The organism is Aeromicrobium sp., assembly GCF_032084975.1.
GTDB lineage: Bacteria > Actinomycetota > Actinomycetes > Propionibacteriales > Nocardioidaceae > Aeromicrobium.
Map to the genome: position 1 here is coordinate 34,560 of NZ_DAMDLR010000011.1, position 17,859 is coordinate 52,418.

Annotated in this window: 14 protein-coding genes; 5 read left to right on the forward strand and 9 right to left on the reverse strand. The window is 71.4% G+C overall.

All coding sequences use genetic code 11. The annotated features are described in order from the left end of the window. Window positions 1-30: 30 nt before the first annotated feature. Genes RT323_RS04520 through RT323_RS04560 form a run of 9 tightly spaced genes read right to left on the reverse strand, consistent with a single transcriptional unit; the run spans window position 31 to window position 11,617 of the window. Entirely contained in the window at window positions 31-1,314 is a 1,284-nt protein-coding gene (locus RT323_RS04520) for a nucleotide sugar dehydrogenase (protein WP_313405384.1), read from the reverse strand. Further along, entirely contained in the window at window positions 1,311-2,153 is an 843-nt protein-coding gene (locus RT323_RS04525; RefSeq protein ID WP_313405386.1) for a hypothetical protein, read from the reverse strand. Before RT323_RS04525 ends, RT323_RS04520 begins: the two co-directional genes overlap by 4 nt. Beyond that, on the reverse strand, window positions 2,150-3,670 hold the full coding sequence (locus RT323_RS04530; RefSeq protein WP_313405387.1) for a glycosyltransferase family 4 protein: 1,521 nt from the start codon (window positions 3,668-3,670) through the stop codon (window positions 2,150-2,152). Before RT323_RS04530 ends, RT323_RS04525 begins: the two co-directional genes overlap by 4 nt. Further along, window positions 3,667-4,653 carry a Gfo/Idh/MocA family oxidoreductase gene (locus RT323_RS04535; RefSeq protein WP_313405389.1) on the reverse strand — a complete coding sequence of 329 codons (987 nt, stop codon included), beginning with the start codon at window positions 4,651-4,653 and terminating at the stop codon, window positions 3,667-3,669. Before RT323_RS04535 ends, RT323_RS04530 begins: the two co-directional genes overlap by 4 nt. Next, complete coding sequence (locus RT323_RS04540; protein WP_313405390.1) at window positions 4,650-5,747, reverse strand: DegT/DnrJ/EryC1/StrS family aminotransferase; 1,098 nt, start codon at window positions 5,745-5,747, stop codon at window positions 4,650-4,652. The genes RT323_RS04535 and RT323_RS04540 overlap by 4 nt, the downstream gene beginning before the upstream one ends. 10 nt (window positions 5,748-5,757) lie before the next feature. Next, window positions 5,758-7,362 carry a hypothetical protein gene (locus tag RT323_RS04545; RefSeq protein ID WP_313405391.1) on the reverse strand — a complete coding sequence of 535 codons (1,605 nt, stop codon included), beginning with the start codon at window positions 7,360-7,362 and terminating at the stop codon, window positions 5,758-5,760. Further along, on the reverse strand, window positions 7,359-8,618 hold the full coding sequence (locus RT323_RS04550; protein WP_313405392.1) for a hypothetical protein: 1,260 nt from the start codon (window positions 8,616-8,618) through the stop codon (window positions 7,359-7,361). Before RT323_RS04550 ends, RT323_RS04545 begins: the two co-directional genes overlap by 4 nt. Before the next feature lie 42 nt (window positions 8,619-8,660). Then, window positions 8,661-10,289 carry a hypothetical protein gene (locus RT323_RS04555; protein ID WP_313405393.1) on the reverse strand — a complete coding sequence of 543 codons (1,629 nt, stop codon included), beginning with the start codon at window positions 10,287-10,289 and terminating at the stop codon, window positions 8,661-8,663. After that, window positions 10,286-11,617, reverse strand: coding sequence for a glycosyltransferase (locus RT323_RS04560; protein ID WP_313405394.1), 1,332 nt, complete (start codon window positions 11,615-11,617; stop codon window positions 10,286-10,288). The genes RT323_RS04555 and RT323_RS04560 overlap by 4 nt, the downstream gene beginning before the upstream one ends. Window positions 11,618-11,720: 103 nt before the next feature. Between RT323_RS04560 and RT323_RS04565 the strand changes: the two genes are divergently transcribed. From RT323_RS04565 to RT323_RS04585, 5 genes are all read left to right on the forward strand, one after another. Further along, window positions 11,721-12,812, forward strand: a complete 1,092-nt coding sequence (locus RT323_RS04565; protein ID WP_313405396.1) for an acyltransferase family protein — start codon at window positions 11,721-11,723, stop codon at window positions 12,810-12,812. Next, on the forward strand, window positions 12,809-14,893 hold the full coding sequence (locus RT323_RS04570; protein WP_313405397.1) for an acyltransferase family protein: 2,085 nt from the start codon (window positions 12,809-12,811) through the stop codon (window positions 14,891-14,893). Before RT323_RS04565 ends, RT323_RS04570 begins: the two co-directional genes overlap by 4 nt. 7 nt (window positions 14,894-14,900) lie before the next feature. Continuing rightward, window positions 14,901-16,397 carry a glycosyltransferase family A protein gene (locus RT323_RS04575; protein WP_313405398.1) on the forward strand — a complete coding sequence of 499 codons (1,497 nt, stop codon included), beginning with the start codon at window positions 14,901-14,903 and terminating at the stop codon, window positions 16,395-16,397. A gap of 163 nt (window positions 16,398-16,560) precedes the next feature. Further along, window positions 16,561-17,088, forward strand: a complete 528-nt coding sequence (locus tag RT323_RS04580; RefSeq protein ID WP_313405399.1) for a TasA family protein — start codon at window positions 16,561-16,563, stop codon at window positions 17,086-17,088. Between the two features lie 155 nt (window positions 17,089-17,243). Then, on the forward strand, window positions 17,244-17,810 hold the full coding sequence (locus RT323_RS04585; RefSeq protein ID WP_313405400.1) for a signal peptidase I: 567 nt from the start codon (window positions 17,244-17,246) through the stop codon (window positions 17,808-17,810). Window positions 17,811-17,859: the final 49 nt, after the last annotated feature.

The window sequence follows — 17,859 nt, forward strand, 5'->3', positions numbered from 1 at the left end:
AGCAATGCTGTTGTTCGCGGACTGGGGGCGTCAGCCGCCGATGACGACGCGGCGGACGCCGGTCCAGCGCTCGGGGTCGGTGACGCGACGACCGTCGACCAGCACCTCGACGCCGGGGAAGTCCGCCGCGGACAGTTCGCGGTACCCGGCGTGGTCGGCCTGGATGACGATCGCGTCGACCGGCTGCCCGTCGTGCGGGGGCAGGGTGAGCTTCGACAGCTCGTCGTCGCTGTACATCGGGTCGCTCACCCGGACCTCGGCACCGCGCGTGCGCAGCTGGGAGACGGTGTCGAAGACGCCCGAGAAGGCGGTCTCCTTCACGCCACCGCGGTACGAGGCGCCGAGCACCAGGACGCGCTTGTCCTTCAGGTCCCCCATCGCGGCGGCCAGCAGGTCGACGGCGTAGGCGGGCATCGCAGCGTTGGCCTCGCGCGCCGAGCGCACGACCGTGGCGTCGGGGTCGTTCCACAGGTACAGCCGCGGGTAGACCGGGATGCAGTGGCCGCCGACGGCGATGCCGGGCAGGTGGATGTGGCTGTACGGCTGGCTGTTGCAGGCCTCGATCACCTTGAGCACGTCGATGCCGTGCTGGTCGCTGAAGCGGGCGAACTGGTTGGCCAGTCCGATGTTCACGTCGCGGTACGTGGTCTCGGCGAGCTTCGCCAGCTCGGCGGCCTCGGCGGAGCCCATGTCCCACACGCCGTTGGCGCGCGGCAGGTCCTCGCGCTCGTCGAAGTCCAGGACGGTCTCGTAGAACTCGACCGCCTTCGCGGTCGCGGCCTCGTCGAGGCCACCGACCAGCTTGGGGTACTTGCGCAGGTCGGCGAAGACGCGGCCGGTCAGGACGCGCTCAGGGCTGAAGACGAGGTGGAAGTCCTGGCCGGCGGTCAGGCTCGAGCCCTCCTGCAGCATCGGCGCCCAGCGCGTGCGTGTGGTGCCGACCGGCAGGGTCGTCTCGTAGATGACCGTGGTGCCGGGCTTGAGGCCGCGAGCGATGTCGCGCGTGGCCGAGTCCATCCAGCCGAAGTCGGGCGTGCCGTCGGCGCCCACGAAGAGCGGAACGACGACCACGACGAACTCGGAGGCGGCGACGGCCTCGGCGGTGTCGGTCGTGGCCGTCAGGTTGCCGTTGGCGACGACCTCGGCCAGCTTCTCGGCCAGGTGGGCCTCGCCCGGGAACGGCTCGTCCCCACGGTTGACGGTCTCGACGACCGACTCGGCGACGTCCGCGCCGTACACGCGCTGGCCCTTGGCGGCGAACTGGACGGCGAGCGGGAGGCCGATCTTGCCCAGGCCGACGACGGTGATGTTCATGGGGTTCCTTCGCGGTGGTGGGGGTTCATGGGGTGGAGGCCGGCGGCCTCGTAGACGGAGGCGAGCGCGTCGCTGCTGCGCTCGGCCAGGGTGTGATCGACTCGGTGCGCGTACTCGGCGAGGAGCAGGCCGCGGGCCTCGGCGAGCCACGGGCGCTTGGGTGTGAACTCGTCGGTCCTGTCCCACACGACCGTCACGTGACCATGGCGGCGAGCGGCGGACCGGACGGCCACCGACATCATGACCGCCCCCTCGGCATGGATGACGTCGGCCTCGATCTGGTCCAGGATCGGACCCAGCTGGACCTCGACGTCCAGGAGGCCGGGCGCAAGTCGCGCCCACGCGTGGTCACGCGAGGTCAGGCGCCACCGTCGCCGCGCGAGCTCATCGAGGCGCCGGCGGCGTCCGCGCCGGATGTCGTAGGCCTCGCGCGTGTCGGCAGCGCGCCTGGCGACCCAGCGCCGTTCGAGTCGTGCCAGGAACAGGCGCGAGCGCACGGGGAGCGGCACCCGGCCGGCGCGCACGACCGCGACGTCGCGCTCGAACTCGGCCTGACGGACGTGCCCCTCGGCGACCGCCTTGCGCGTCGATGCCTTCATCAGCAGTCGGTAGCTGAAGGGCCGCGTCCAGCGGGGGGACCGGGCCACCTGGCTGCCCGGGGCGAGCCAGCGATCGACCGGCGCCGTGGTCACGCGCACGTCGTCCACGACGTCGGGCGCGTGCTCCATCTCGTCACCGGGGGCGACGAGGTGCACCTCGTGCCCACGGTCGCGCAGCCAGAGCACGTGGTCGCCGAGTGGCTCGGCGGGCGTGTCGCGCAACACCACGACCCGGCTCACGAGGGCACCCCCACCGGTGCGGGGTTGACGCCGGCCACTGCGCGGTAGACGGCATGCATGGTCTCGGCCTGGTGCTCCCAGGTCCACTCGTCCAACAGCCCGGGGCGGTCGTAGACCGCGGCGAAGCGCGACCGGTCGTCCAGCACGGAGCGGATCGCACGGGTGAGGTCCTGGACGTCGCCGGCGCGGAAGACCTCGCCCTGTCCGGTGCGCCGGATCGTCTCGGCCATGAACCTGACGTCGCTGCCCACGATCGGCAGCCTCGCGTGCGAGTACTCGTAGAACTTCGTGGCCAGCGAGATCTCGTGGTTCATCATGTGCACGAACGGCAGGACACCCAGCGTCGCCGACGACAGGTACGCGACGATCTGGTCGACCGGCACGTACGGCAGGACGTGAACACGGTCGCCGGCGCCGAGCTCGGCCGCGCGAGCCACGATGTCCTGCACCGCGGGCGCGTCGAGCTGCCCGACGACGAGCGCCAGATGCACCCCGGGCAGGTCCGCGAGCGACTCGACCACCGTGTCCACCCCGCGGTTGACGTCGACGTAGCCGCTGTAGACGATCAGCGGCACGTCCTCGGCCAGACCGCAGCGTGCGCGAACGCTGGGCGCGTCCTCGACGGCTCCCGTGTGCACGATCGGCGCGTTCAGCACGACGGTCGGACGCTCGGACAGGCGATGGTCGGTCTGCAGGAGGTCGGCGAGCGGCTCGCTGACCGTCATGACCGCGTCGGCGTACGGCGCATGCGCGGACTCCAGCCGCTGCAGGGACGTGATCCACCGGGGGTGTGCCTGCGGATGCTCCACGCCACGGATGTACTCGTGGGCGTCCCACACCAGCTTCGTCGTGCGGCCGGCCGCACGCGCGCGGAAGGTCGCCCGCGCAGCGACGAACAGCATCCGGAAGTCGTTGGCGTGGATGAGGTCCGGTCGCAAGCGGTCGATGGCGGGCGCGAACGCGTGGTCCCAGGTCTCGATGTTCGGGTCGAGGTGCGCCCACGCGCGATCGCCCCGCAACCGCAGCCACGCCGCGGTCGTGATCCGGTCGAGCGGCGAGTCCATCCGCGTTCGGCGGCGACGCACGGCCGTGGTGCGGGCACGACGGAACGATGCCCAGCCCGCCCGGACCCGGTGGACCCCGATCCGGACGGCCAACGCCGCCTTCGCCGGGCCCGACGACGACACTGCCCTGCGGTCCTGGAGCACTCGGGCCTGCGACTGGTGCCAGCCCACGATGTTGTTCGCGCGCGTGCCCGTCCGGTACGCCAAGGGCGAGCGCCAGCGCGGGGACCGCGCCAGGTGGGGGCGCTGCACGCGCTCGGGCCGGTAGTCGACCAGCTCGACGCGGGCTCCCCCGATGGTCCACGGCTCGGCCGGGGTCTCCTCGCGGTTGATGCCCAGCAAGGTGACGTCCCAGCCGCGCTCGGCCATCGACTGCGCCTGCTTCTGCACGCGCGAGTCGCGACGCACGTCGTTGTCGACGAGCATCACGACCCTGGTCGGCCGGTCGCTCACGCCAGGTCGACCCGCTGGCCGCCCCCGTCCGCGGAGTCGATCATCGCCTGCGCGACCTCGACCGTGCGGCGGCCCTGGTCGAGCGTGACGATGTCGGCCTCGCGGCCCAGCACCGCGTCGCGGAACTGCTCGTGCTCGACCAGCAGCGGCTCGCGCTTGGGGATCGCGAAGCGCGTGACGTCGCCCTCGGCGACACCCCGGAAGGCGCTCAGCGCGTCCCAGTCCAGGGCGACCTTGCCGTTGCGGTGCAGCGTGAGGTCGGCGGTGAGCGTGTCGGCCGTGAAGGCGCCCCGCTCGCCGGTGACGACGGTGCAGCGCTCCTTCATCGGGCTGAGCCAATTCACCAGGTGCTCGACGATGATGTCGCCGGACAGCGTGCCGACCGCGGCGACCATGTCCTCGTGCGGGCGACCGCTCTTGGTGACGGTGCGGGCGCTGATGTCGAGGTAGCTCTCGCCCGTGACCCACGCGGTCAGGTCGATGTCGTGCGTGGCGAGATCCTTGACGACGCCCACGTCGGCGATGCGGTGCGGGAACGGGCCCTGTCGGCGGGTGACGACCTGGTAGACCTGGCCCAGCTCACCGTCCTCGAGGCGCTGGCGCAGTGCCTGCAGCGCCGGGTTGTAGCGCTCGATGTGGCCGACGCCGCCGATCAGGCCCGCGTCGGCGAACGCGGCCGCGAGCGACTTCGCGCCCTCGACCGAGCTGGCGAGCGGCTTCTCGATGAGCGCGTGGATGCCGGCGGACGCCAGGGCGGTGCCGACCTCCTCGTGCAGGCTGGTCGGGCAGGCGACGACGGCGTAGTCGATGCCGAGCTTGATGAGCGACTCGACGTCGGGAACGACCTCGGCACCGAACAGGCCCGACTCGAGGGCGGGGTCGCTGATGCCGACGAAGTCGACGTCCTCGAGCTGGCCGAGCACGCGGGCGTGGTTGCGCCCCATCGCTCCGGCACCGACGAGGCCGGCCCGCAGCGCGCTCACGCGCCCGCCTCGTTCACGGCGGCGACGATGCGGTCGACGTCGGCGTCGCTCAGGCTCGGGTGCACCGGGATCGAGACGACCTCGGCGGCCGCGGACTCGGTGGCCGGCAGGTCCCAACGGGGGTCCGGGGCGCCGTCGACCAGGTAGGGGCGCAGGCGGTGGACGGGCGTCGGGTAGTAGACCGCGTTGCCGATGCCGGCCTCGGTCAGGCGCTTCTGGAAGCCGTCACGGTCGTTCTGCACCCGCACCGTGTACTGGTGGTAGACGTGGCGCGCGCCCTCGGCGACCGGCGGAGTGACGACCGAGGTGATCTCGGCGTCGAAGCGCGCGGCGATCTCGCGGCGGCGCTCGGTCCACTCGTGCAGGCGCGTGAGCTGCGTGCGTCCGATCGCGGCCGCGACGTCCGTCAGGCGCATGTTCACGCCGACGATCTCGTTGGCGTAGCGCTGCTCCATGCCCTGGTTGCGCAGCAGGCGGATCGTGCGCGCGACCTCGGCATCGTTCGTGGTGACCATGCCGCCCTCGAGGGAGTGCATGTTCTTGGTCGGGTAGAAGCTGAAGGCCGCGGCGGAGCCGAAGCCGCCGACGGGCTTGCCGTCGATCGCCGCACCGTGGGCCTGCGCCGCGTCCTCGACGACGGCCAGGTTGTGCGCGGAGGCCAGCTCCATGATCGCCCGCATGTCGGCCGGGTGACCGTAGAGGTGGACGGGCATGATGCCCGCCGTCTTCGGGCCGATCGCCGCCCGCACGGCGGCGGGGTCGACGCAGAACGAGCCGGGCTCGATGTCGACGAAGACCGGCTCGGCGCCGACGAGCTTGATGGCGTTGCCGGAGGCGGCGAACGTGAACGAGGGCACGATGACCTCGTCACCGGGCCCGATGCCCAGCGCCATCAGGGCCAGCTGGAGCGCCGAGGTGCCCGAGTTGACCGCTACGGCGTGCTCGGAACCGGCCACCTCGGAGAACTCGTCCTCGAAGGCCTTGACCTCGGGACCCTGGACGACCATGCCGCTGCGGAGCACCCGCACCGCGGCCTCGATGTCGAGCTCGTCGATGATGGGCTTGGCGGGCGGGATGAAAGGCTGATCAGACACGCGATACACCCTACTTCGTGTGGTGGTCCGGGCCACTGCGCGGCACCGGTGGACTGGTGGTTTCGGCGAACCAGTGGGCGAGAACGTCGGCGGCGAGTCGGCCGTCGTGCACCGTCTCGACGAACGACGGCCCGGACGCGGCCGCGGTTCGACCCTCGGCGCGGTCGTGGACGAGGCGCACGATCACGTCGCGCAACGTCTCGGGATCGGCCTGCACGATCGGCAGGTCCAGCCCCGTCTCGCGACGGATGTGGTCGCGGACCTTCGGTGCGACGTGACTGACGACGACGCGTCCGGCCGCGAGGGCCTCGCAGGCGGCGACGCCGTAGTCGGCCGCACCGAACTGGTCGACCACGATGTCGGCCGTGCCGTAGACCCGGGGCATCTCGTCGACGGGGACACCCTCGACGCGCCGGTACTCGATGAGGCCCTGCTCGTCGAGCTCGGTCAGCACCGGGTCGATGTGGTGCGAGCCCTTCTGCTTGGTGCTGGGCGCGTGCGCGACGACCGGACGCCCGCGCTCGAGCACGGCCTCGTCCGAGCGCCACCGATCGACGTCGATCACGAGCGGAAGCCACGTCCCGTTCGGGACGAACTCGAGCAGCCCGGGAGTCGAGAGGAAGACCGGTCCGGGGTCCGACGTGTAGACCTCGACGTTGCGTCGCGAGAGCGCCTCCAGCACGTTGACCCAAGCCGGATCCATCGCGTCGAACTGCGCCCAGCGCTCGTTCGCCGCGTGCACCGAGGGGATGCGGGAATCGCTGCCGTGCGACAGCAGGGCGACGTGGAGTCCGGCCTCGCGCAACTGCGCCACCTGCTGCTGGAACGGCATCACCGAAGCGCCCAGGACGGGAAGTCCCGCCTCCACGATCACGTGCGTGTAGACGGACGTCACGTGGGTGCGCCAGTACTCGCGCCACGCCAGGTCGCCGCGAAAGCGCGCACGATCCACCGTCAGATCGCTCGGGTAGGGGTTCGCGAGGCGCCCCTCCCTGAAGTTCTGGGCTGCCACCCCGGGTACGTGCCGCGAGGCCGTTTGCGCCCACTGGTGGCCCTGACCGGCGTAGTTGGCCGGTGCGATCAGCAGCCGAACCGGCGATTCGGGCAACGCCGGCATCGTCACGTCCTGCGTCAACGGCTCGGTCGCGACGCGGGCCGGTGGTGGCAGCTGACGACCGCGCTCCTCGAGCGCTGCGCGCACGCGAGAGGTCCTGTTCACGTACGCCGGTCCCTCGACGCGGCGCGCCAGCTCCCAGACGGCGAGGCAACCGGCGTCGTCCATCGCGACGACCACCTCTGCCCACCGGGCCAGGTCGGCCGGCGCGTCGTCGTTCCTGCAGGCCCGGGCCAGGCGCTCGCTGGGGGACGTCTCGTCGGGTACCGCGGCATCCGCCCGCCGGAGTCGGTCCAGGACACGCCGGACCCCACGTGCCGGCGCCGGTGGCGCTTCAATCGGCAGGCTGGTGACCTCGACGTCCCACTGGCGTCGCGGCTGGACGGCGGCCAGGACCTTGACCTGGACATCGTCCCCGAGGTCCAGGCCGCGGTGGAGGTTCTGCAACCACACCTTGGGATAGCGCTTGCGCGCCGTCACTGCGAGGACGCGGACGGTCATGCGCGCTCCTTCCCTGAGCGGCCCAGACCGGCACGCTCGATCGCGGCGGGCCACGACGAGACCGGGGCCGGGACGGCGACGTCCTGCGGGGGCGCGCTCGCAGCCGCCAGCAACGCAGCGGACAGGGCCGAGCCGGTCAGTGTCGTGAGGCGGTGGACGTGCGCCGCGCGCTCGTACGGATGGTCCGGTCCCGGTGGCACCGGAGTCCACCAGACGACCGGCAGTCCCGTCCTCAGGTGGTCGCTCGTACGACCGGCCGGGAGGTCGCCGCGAGACAGGACGAGGAGGACGTCGACCTCGCCACCGGCGAGGTCGCGCTCGGCGCTCGACGGCGGTGCCTGCAGTGTCACCCCACGGTCGGCCGCCTGGTCCACCGCCATGCGCGGCACGGTCCCGCCCTTCAGCGGCAGACGCCCCAGCAGGCGCAAGGTCGCGCCAGCGAACTCGTGGACACCTCGCGCCTCGAACCAGGCTTCGATCAGCTCCGGCACCGATTCCCACGCCTCGTGCTCGACGTGGCAGGCGACGCGCACGGGGTCGCCCGGTTCGCGACGGGGACGCGGCAGCGCGCGCACCTCGACCTCACCGCCGTCGGACACGACGTCGATCCGTCCCTCGAGTCCGCCGAAGGACGACTCGAGGCGTTCGCGCGTCGTCTCGTCCGGGCACCACACCACGCGGGCACGCGCCACCGCGGACGAGACGAGCTGCGCGCCCGCGACGAGCCGGTGCTCGTCGATCCGCGCGAAGTCCAGCACGAGTTCGCACCCGGCCGATTCGGCGACCCGCCCGGCCACCGCCGCCATGACGAGCGGCGCTGCCACTGCGACCACCGTCGCGACCGGGCGCTGCGCACGGATCGCGCCGGCCTGCTCGACCAGCAGATCGTGCAGATGACCGAAATCCGGCTCGTCGAACATCGAGGCGGCGTCCGCTGCCCAGCGCTCGCGCCAACCCGCAGGGTCCTGGGCACGCTCGCGGGGCCAGGTCGCGATGTCCTGCCTGCGGTCGGGGTGATGGTCCTCGATCCGCACGACCCGGACCCGTGGATCGACCACGCTCTCGAGTGCGGGATCGACGCCGTGGTCGTGGCGAGCGGCCGCACTGTCGACGGTCAGCACCGTCACCGCACCGCCGTCCTGCACGATCGCATTGGCCAGCGCCATCGACCGGCGAGCGACGGAGGAGTCGATCGGCGGGAAGTCCCAGCTCAGGACGAGCGTCTCGGGCACGTCCGACTCCGTCACATCGCGCACGCGCCCACCCTAACGACCCTCACGGACGGCGCTCGCCCGTGCTCACGACGGCGCGTTCGTGGCGCTCAGCCACGGACTCAGCACCGCCGCGGAGAAGGCGCCGGAATGGACCTTGGCGGCATAGTCGCGCGACGCGCCCGCCAGCTCCACCGCCCGCGGTCGGTCGACGACGAGGGCGCGAATCGCCGACTCCAGCGTGCTCGGGTCGGCCTCGACGATCGGGAGGTCCGTCCCGGTTACCCCGGCGATGTGCTCGCGGACGACGCGGTCGACGTGGCCCACCACGACGCGGCCCAGTGCCAGCGCCTCGCAGGCAGGCTGACCGTAGTCGGCGGTCTCGAGCTGCTCGATCACCAGATCGGCGGTCCCGTACGCGGCACGCCGGCGCTCGGCCGAGACGTCCCCCACGCGGCGGTACTCGATCACTCCGTCGTGATCCAGTGCCTGCAGGAGCGGTTCGACATCGGCGGGTGTCCCCGGGCGCACCCGGCCCGGCGCGTGGGCCACGACCGGCACCTGGCCCGCCAGCAGGGGATGCTCGCTGGTCCACTCGTCGATGTCGAGCGTCAGTGGCAACCAGGTCGCATCCGGCAGGAACGTCCGCAGGCCCGCAGCCGACACGTACACGGGTCCCTCATGGGCGCGGAAGAGGGTCACGAGGCGACGGGCGCTGCCCTCCAGCTGGCGCACGGTGACCTCGGTCATGGAGCCGTAGGGCGCCCAGGGATTGGACTCGGCATCGATGCTCGGGACCCGGACCTCCGCGCCGTGGGCGACTCGCGCGACCGAGAGACCGGCGCGCTGCAGCTGCACGTACTGGTCCTCGACTCCGGAGAGCGTGGCACCCAGGATGGGCAGGCCCGTCTCGGCCAGCACGTGCGTGTACGTGTCGATCACGTGACGGCGCCAGTACCGGCGCCACTCGAGGTCCGCGGCGAACGTGAACGGGTCGACCGCCAGGTCGCTGCCGGGGACGACGCCGCTGGCCGAGAAGCTCTGCGCGCTCGCATCGGGCACGTGCCGGACCACGGCCTGCGCCCAGGCCCGGCCCTGCTTCCAGCGGTTCAACGGCGCGATCAGCAGGCTCACGGACGCCGGTGCGACCTCGGGCATCCGGGTGGGCGCCTCGCTGGTCGACGCAGTGTCGTCCTGCTGGTCGGGCCCGCCGTCCGTCGCCGGGAGCCGGCGGCCCATCGCGTCACGAGCCGCATCGAGGCCCTGGACGAAGACGGGGCCGTCGACCCGGCGCGCCAGGTGCCACACGCCGAGGGCGGCGGCGTCGTCCAACGCGACCACGACATCGGCTTCACGCGCCAGCCGCGCGGGCAGCCGGCTGGTCCGGCACGCCACCGCCAGGTGGTGGGCGAGTCGCTCGGGCGCGGGATGACCCGCCACTCGATGCCACACGTTCCTGCCGGCACGCAGCGCACGCACCGCGAACGGCGTTCGTCCGCGCGCCTCACGTCCTCGGACGGGGAAGTCGACCGCCGGACGGAAGGGCACGGTCGACGGGTCGACGACGACGAAGCGGTCGACCTCGCGCGGCGTCCTCGGCGGTTGCACCGCCAGTACCCCGACCCAGTCGCCGTCCTCGAGGGCCAGCGCGGCCTTGGCCTCCTGCAGCCAGCCGCCGCGGTACTTCGGCTGAGCCGTCACCAGCACGATCCTCATCGCGTCACCCCCGCCTTGGCGAGCACGCGCTCCAGCGGGCCCCGCAGCTGTCGATTGCGCTCGTACGTCGCCGCATGCTCGATGCACCGCTCCCGCGTGGCCCGGTCGGCGGTGACCGCCGCCTCGCAGGCCTGCGCCAGGGCGGAGCCGAGGGACTCCGGCGAGAGGTCCGCGACGGGGAACCACAACGGGTACCCACGCAAGACGTCCACGCCAGCCATCTCGGGGACGTGGCACGAGACTATGGGCAGTCCGGTGGCCATGTACTCGAACACCTTGCCCGTGGTGACGTACTTGCCGCCGCCGGTGGCGAAGAGCAGGACGTCGAAGCGGTCGTAGATCTCGCGCAGCCGCGCCTTCCCGACGGCACCGCCGTAGCTGACCCCTTCGCTCGCGGCCGAGTCGAGGAGCGTCTGGGCCACCGGGTTGGACTGGGCGAAATGGCCGAGGTGGCCGTAGAGCTCGAGTCGTGCGGACCGCACCCGGGGATCGCGCTCTCGCGCGTCGAACCATCCCTCGAGGGCCTCCGCCAACGGGACGTGCGGTGTCACCGTCCCCACGTAGCCCACGGTGAGAGGCGCGTCCGGGTCTGCGGGCGACAGCCGCGGCGTCGGTGCCGTGTTCGGGTCGTACCCGTTCATCACGACCTGCAGCTTCTCGGCAGACTCCGGGTACGCACCCTCGTGCCACTGTCGGATCGGCTCGTTCACGAACCACGACTCGAGGGCAGAGCCGATGAGGCGCTTCTCCATGTCCGCCGTCGGGGTTCCCTCGGGGAAGTCGACGTTCTCGGTCAAGGGATTCAGGCACCATCCGTCCCGCTGGTCCGTCACGTAGGGGACGCCGTGCTTCTCGAACAGGTGCAGGCCCACGGCGCAGTCCACGTTCGGATTGGCCGTCGCGATCACCAGGTCGACCGGCCGATCCGCGTGGACCTTCTCGGCCGCGGCCGAGATCCGCGGGAACCAAGCGCCGTATCGGACCTCGGGGAACGGAGCGACCGCCGCGGCATTCCAGGCCTCGAGCCAGCCCGCCGGATCCTGCGCCCGCTCGCGGGGCCACTGGTCGATCTCACGCTGGAAGTGCGGCCATTCGAAGTCGACCCGGACGACGTCGATCGAGGGATGGACGAGCGCCTCGAGCGTCTCGTCCACTCCGGTGCTGCGCACGAACGTCTGGCGATCGGCGGTGATCACCGTGACCTGGCAGCCCAGGTCCACCAGCGTGTTCGCCGTGGCCAGCGCACGATAGACGCCGCTGCCCCTGGACGGCGGGAATCCCCACGCGACGTACAGGACATGAGGAGGACGGGACGCGGCGGCAGGCACGGCGAACAGTGTAGGCAGCACGAGGACGTTCCGGGTCTCTCGCCAGCGTTGGCAGGCGACAGGTGCGCGTCCGGGCAGGGCGCCGGCTTGTTAGGTTCACCCGGTGACATCCAGCACGACGGAAGCGACGAACGACCGCCGCGAGTCCACGACGTGGATCTCGTGGCTGCGCTTCGTCTCGATCCTCGGAGTCGTCACGATCCACTCGGTCGGGTTCGACGCGATCCCCGAGGACGCACGTTCCACGGTCGTCGGGACGGCCGCGATCTGGTTGGACATCGGCGCCGTGTTCGCCGTGCCCGTCTTCGTGATGCTGAGCGGCGCGGTGCTGCTGGACCCGCGGCGTTACGGCGATCACGGCACCTTCCTGCGCAAGCGCGCGGCGCGGTTGATCCCCGCTCTCGTGTTCTGGCACCTCTGGTACTGGGCACTGGTCGGGGTGAAGACCGGCGAGCCGCTCCCGTGGCGCGACGCGGTCGTGCGAGCGGTCGAGGGCGACCTCTACACGGCTCTCTACTTCTTCTGGATCATCACCGGCCTGGCGCTCCTGACGCCCATCCTGATCGGCTTCATCGGCACCTCCAGCCGTCGCGCGATCCTCGTCGCCGGGTTCGTGCTCGCCGCATTGCCCGCCCTCTCCCTGGCGACCATGCGGACGCGCGGCGTCCCGCTGGTGTTCGTGGACACCGCATGGACCTGGTGGTTGCCCTACCTGGGGCTCTACATCCTCGGCTGGGGCCTGCGCGGCGTGCGTCTGCGCGGAGTCTCCTTGGTCCTGGCCGCAGCGATGACCGTCTTCCTGGGGTCCGTCGGATGCTGGCAGTGGCGCAACCCCGAGGCACCGGTCTGGCTGCAGACGATCAGCCCACTCAGCTACTACGGCGCCGGCACGATCCTCTACTCGATCGGCGTCTACCTGGTCGCGCAGGCGCTCATCCAACCCGACGGCGTGCTGCGCTTCCTCACCCGAGGACGGTGGGCCCGCGTGGGGAACCTGCTGGGCGCAGCGACCCTCGGTGTCTTCGGCCTCCACCTGACGTTCGTGTGGCTGCTGCCCGAATGGGGCATCGGGGGTGACCTTCCGGCGGCCGGCGCGCTCGAGCCGATGCTGCTGCGCATCGTGCTGACCGTCGCGATCACCTACGCCATCGTCCTCGTGCTGCGGCGAGTGCCGTTCGTGCGCGCGGTGCTGTGAGCGTCCGCACCGCGTCGAGGCCCGACGCGACCGGACGGAGCGACCGGCGCCTTCGCCCCGAGATCCAAGGCCTGCGCGCCGTGGCCGTCGGTGCCGTCGTGCTGTACCACCTCGGGCTGTCCGGGTTCTCCGGCGGCTACGTCGGCGTCGACGTCTTCTTCGTGATCTCGGGCTTCCTCATCACGTCGCACATCGCGTCGCGGATCGAGCGCACCGGCACGCTGGGGCTGGGCGAGTTCTGGGCCCGCCGCGCGAGGCGCCTGCTGCCCGCCTCGCTGCTCGTGCTGGGGGTGAGCCTGGTCCTGACGAGACTGTTCATCCCCTCCACCCTGTGGGAGCAGTCGCTGCGGCAGATCGTGGCCAGCACCTTCTACGTCCAGAACTGGGCGCTCGCCTCCGATGCCGTCGACTACTCGGCGCAGGGGAACACCCCGACCCTCGTCCAGCACTACTGGTCGCTCTCGGTCGAGGAGCAGTTCTACGTCGTGTGGCCGTTGATGATCGTGCTGGCCCTGTTCCTCGTGCGGCGCGCGGGACGTGCGATCCCGACCCGCGCGGTGCTCATCGGACTCATCGCGCTGGTGACGATCGCGTCGCTCCTGTGGTCCGTCCTGGCCACCGACGCGGATGCCGGCCGGGCGTACTTCGACACGCGGACCCGCATGTGGGAGTTCGGGATCGGGGCGCTGCTCGCCCTGGCACCCGTCCGGATGTTCCCGGCGCTCGGCTGGGTGGGGCTCGCGGCGATCGCCTGGACCACCGCGACGTACGACCATGCCACCGCCTTCCCCGGGTACGCGGCCCTGGTCCCGGTGCTCGGTACGGCGATGGTGATCGGGGCCGGTGGATCCGACTCCCGGTGGTCGGCCGACCGCTTGCTCTCGACCCGGCCGGCGACCTTCGTCGGGGACGTCTCCTACGCCGTCTACCTGTGGCACTGGCCGTTGATCGTCGTCTGGCCGTACGTGACCGAGAGCGAGACGGGGGCTCTCGACGGGACGGCGATCCTCGTCGCCACCCTCGTGCTCGCGTGGTCGTCGACCCGGTGGATCGAGGAGCCGCTGCGCTCCGGCGCGCTCCTGCGCACGGGCTCGCGCACCCTGGTCGCCTCCGTCGCGGCGATGGTGCTCGTGGCCCTCCCCGCGACGGCCTGGGGCTGGCACCAGGACGCCCAGACCGAGGCCGCGCGTGAGCGAGCCGCTGCCCTCAGCGAGGCGAAGGCGGCCTGCCTGGGCCCGGCCGCGCTGAGCCCCGGCGCGGATTGCGACATCAACTCGTCGCTCGACTCGCTGCTGGTCCCCGTGACAGCGGTCGCCGCCGAGAACTCGGCCCCGGTGCACCCGGAGTGCCAGTCCGGACTGGACGTCGCCCGGATCGCCTCGTGCCGGCTGGGTGAGACCGAGGATCCTCGCGGCACGATCGCGGTCGTCGGCGACTCGCACGCCACGCACTGGTTCAGCGCCTTTGACGCCTGGGGAGCCGACACCGGGTGGCAGGTCGTGACCTTCACGCGGTCGTCGTGCCCGTTCACGACCACCCGCCGGACCCTGCCCGACGAGCCCTCCGAGCGGTACCAGCTCTGCGAGGAGGCCAACCGGAAGATCCTCGACGAGCTCGTGAACGACCCGGACGTGGCCGCGGTCGTCACCTCGTCCTTCTCGAGCGCCTACGGCTGGGCCGACGACGCGGGCCGCGAGGGCCTCGAGGCGCTCACGCCCGGCGTCGACGACATGGCCGGACGCCTCGAGGCCGCGGGCAAGCCGCTCGTCGTGATCCGCGACGTCCCCCTAGTGAAGGACAAGAAGAACGCGCCCGACTGCCTGGCCGAGACCGGGTCGGTGACCGACTGCTCCCTGTCACGGGACGACGCGCTGGTGCCCGACCTGTACGTCGAGGCCGCCGAGGACCTCGACCTGCCCGTCATCGACATGACCGACCGCCTCTGCGTGGACGACACGTGCCCGGTCGTGATCGGCGACGTCGTCGTCTTCCGTGACTACAGCCACCTGTCGTCGGACTACTCGCGCCTGCTCGGACCCGTCCTGGGCGAGCGACTCGCGCCATTGCTCCGCCTAGAGTGAGACCGCCATGACTCCCTCCGTCTCCGTCATCATCGCGGTCTACAACACCGTCCGTTACCTGCCCGAGACGCTGGCCTCGCTCGAGCGCCAGACGATCGGCTTCGACCAGGTCCAGGTGCTGCTCGTCGACGACGGGTCCACCGACGGCAGCGAGCGCATCATCGACGAGTTCGCGGCGAGGCACCCGCAGAACGTCGTGGCGGTGCACCAGCCGAACTCGGGCGGTCCCGCGTCGCCGTTCAACCGCGGCCTCGAGCGGGCCACCGGTCGCTGGGTCTTCTTCCTCGGCTCGGACGACTACCTCGACGACGACGCGCTGCAGGTGCTGGTCGAGCACGGCGACCGGTGGGAGTCGGACGTCATCTTCGGCCGGATGGAGCCGGTCGGGGAGCGCAAGGTGCCGATCGAGATCTTCAAGCTGGGCCGGGTCGCCGACATGGACCTGTACTCGTCCCGGCTGCCGTACGTGCTGGCGAACTCGAAGATGTTCCGCCGTTCGCTGGTCGAGGACCTGGGACTGCGGTACCGCGAGGACATGCGGCAGCGCTGCGACCAGCCGTTCACCGTCACGGCGATGATCCACGCGAGGCGGATCTCGATGATCGGCGACGGGGCGGTCTACTTCGCCCGTGAGCGCGAGGACCGCTCCAACGTCACGTACACCGCGGACGCCGCCGAGATGTACGCCTCGACCGCGATCATCATGGACACGATCGCCGAGGCGCTGCCGCCGGGACCGCAGCGCGACCACGTCATGAAGCGCCAGTTCGACAACACGATCCGCGGCGACCTGCGCGACTCCCTCTCCCTGCGGGAGCCGGACGAGCGGGAGTTCGTCTACGACCGGATCGCCGAGCTGTCCCAGCGGTACCTCACCCCCGAGCTGCTCCGCAGCATGAAGGTGCTCGATCGCGCCGTCCTCCGCGCGGCTCTCGACCGCGACACCGAGCGCGCCCTGGCCCTGCTGGCGCTGTCGGCCGGCGGCGAGCACTCCGTCGGTCTGCACCTCGAGGGTGACCGGGCGTTCTTCACCTACCCCGGGTTCGACCCGGCCGGCGAGCACCGCGAGGTCTACGAGATCACCGCCGAGCGCCCGCTCAAGCGCATCGCGGGGCTGTTCTCCCCCGCGACCGCCGCGGTCGAGGACGACCTGGTCGTCCTGCGGGGAACCGTGGGGATCCATGGCGCGATCGAGCACCAGGGCCGCTTCGTGCGCGCACCCGCGGGGCCCAGCCGCGCCGTCCGATCGTCCGAGCCGCCCCAGCGCGGAAGGCGGGTCGACGCCCGGGTCGAGAACGGCACCTACCGCGTGTCGATCGACGTCCGCGGCCTGTCGAGCCGGGTGTTCCTGCCCAGCATCGCCGTCGTGGTCAACGACGAGTGGTACGACGTGCCCCTGCGGTTCGAGGGCGGCTCCCGGCCGCTGCGCCCCGGGCTGTTCCGGCGGCGCCTCGGCGTGGCGCGCGCGGACGAGGCCGGACACCTCGTCCTCGACCTGTCCTGAGCGCTCCCCCGCTCGGACGCCCCTCCGAAAAGGCGGGGACCTGGTGCTGAAGTGTTGAGTCCGAGTGGGTTTCGTGTGGATCTTCTGTGGATCTGTGCTGCGTAGCGTCAGTGTCATCAACCCGGGCACATCGCCCACAGCACTGACACCAGGAGAAACCCAGATGCGTTCCAAGAAGATCCTCGTCCCGCTCGCCACGCTGCTCGCCGCCGGCGCCATCGCCGTGGGCTCGGGTGCGACCTTCAGCTCCACGTCCGGCAACACGATCAGCGCCGCCACCTCGGGCACGTTGACGCAGGCCAACTCCAAGGCCGGCCAGGCCGTGTTCAACCTGGACAACCTCAAGCCCGGCGACACGCTCAACGGCTCGCTCAAGCTGACCAACACCGGCACGCTGGCGGCGAACTTCTCCCTGACCGAGGTCGCCTCGACCAACGGGTTCGACGGCGAGAACCTCAAGCTGGTCATCAAGAACACCACCAAGAACACCACCGTCTACTCCGGCACCTTCGGTGGCCTGGCCGACGGCACGAAGAACACCCTGGGCACCTGGGCCGCGGGCGAGGCGAACGACTACACGTTCACCGTCACGCTGGACCAGGCCGCGCCGAACACCCAGCAGGGCAAGGCCGCCACCGCGACCTACACCTGGGACGCCGTCCAGCTCGACGGCACCACGACCAACCAGTAAGACCCCTCTCCTGGGTCTGACGGGTTGACGTGGCAGGGCGCGAGCCCTCGCGGGCACCGGACGACACTCCGGCGCCTATCCCCCACGAGGGCCCCGCCCTGCCACACCCGCCCAGGAACACCCGCCACAGCGCCGATCTCGCCGAGGAAGTCATCATGAAGCACGTCGCCACCACCGCCCGCGGACTGGGCCGATTCCTGTCCTCGCTGGTGCTGCTCGCCGTCGTGGCCGCGTCCGTCGGCTACATCGCACCGAGCTTCTTCGGCTACGAGCGCTACGTCATCACCGGCGGATCCATGTCGGGCACCTTCGAGAAGGGCTCCATCGCGTTCGAGAAACCCGTTCCCGTCGCGGACCTCGAGGTCGGCGACGTGATCACCTACCTGCCCCCCGCCGACGCCGGCGTCTCGACGCTGGTCACCCACCGGATCGTGACCGCCGAGCCCGGCGACAACGGCACCCGCGTCTTCACCACCCAGGGTGACGCCAACGCCGACCCGGACCCGTGGGAGTTCACCCTCACCGGCGGCACGCAGCCCGTCGTGCAGACCACGATCCCGCACATCGGCCACGCGTTCATCGCCCTGGCCGACCGCGACACCCGCATGATCGTCATCGGCGTCCCCGCCGCCCTGATCGCCCTGATCGCCCTGGCCCAGCTGGGCCGCGCCATCCTCGGCCGCGACGACGACCTCGTCCCCGCGGCCACCGCGCACGCCTGAACCACCCTCCACGGATTGTGGAGCTCCCGCAGATCCCGTGTGGATCCGG

Coding starts and splice junctions, on each gene's coding strand:
- RT323_RS04575 (WP_313405398.1), top strand. CDS start 14,901: ATGACTCCCTCCGTCTCCGTCATCATCGCGGTCTACAACACCGTCCGT.
- RT323_RS04580 (WP_313405399.1), top strand. CDS start 16,561: ATGCGTTCCAAGAAGATCCTCGTCCCGCTCGCCACGCTGCTCGCCGCC.
- RT323_RS04585 (WP_313405400.1), top strand. CDS start 17,244: ATGAAGCACGTCGCCACCACCGCCCGCGGACTGGGCCGATTCCTGTCC.
- RT323_RS04545 (WP_313405391.1), bottom strand. CDS start 7,362: ATGACCGTCCGCGTCCTCGCAGTGACGGCGCGCAAGCGCTATCCCAAG.
- RT323_RS04520 (WP_313405384.1), bottom strand. CDS start 1,314: ATGAACATCACCGTCGTCGGCCTGGGCAAGATCGGCCTCCCGCTCGCC.
- RT323_RS04555 (WP_313405393.1), bottom strand. CDS start 10,289: ATGAGGATCGTGCTGGTGACGGCTCAGCCGAAGTACCGCGGCGGCTGG.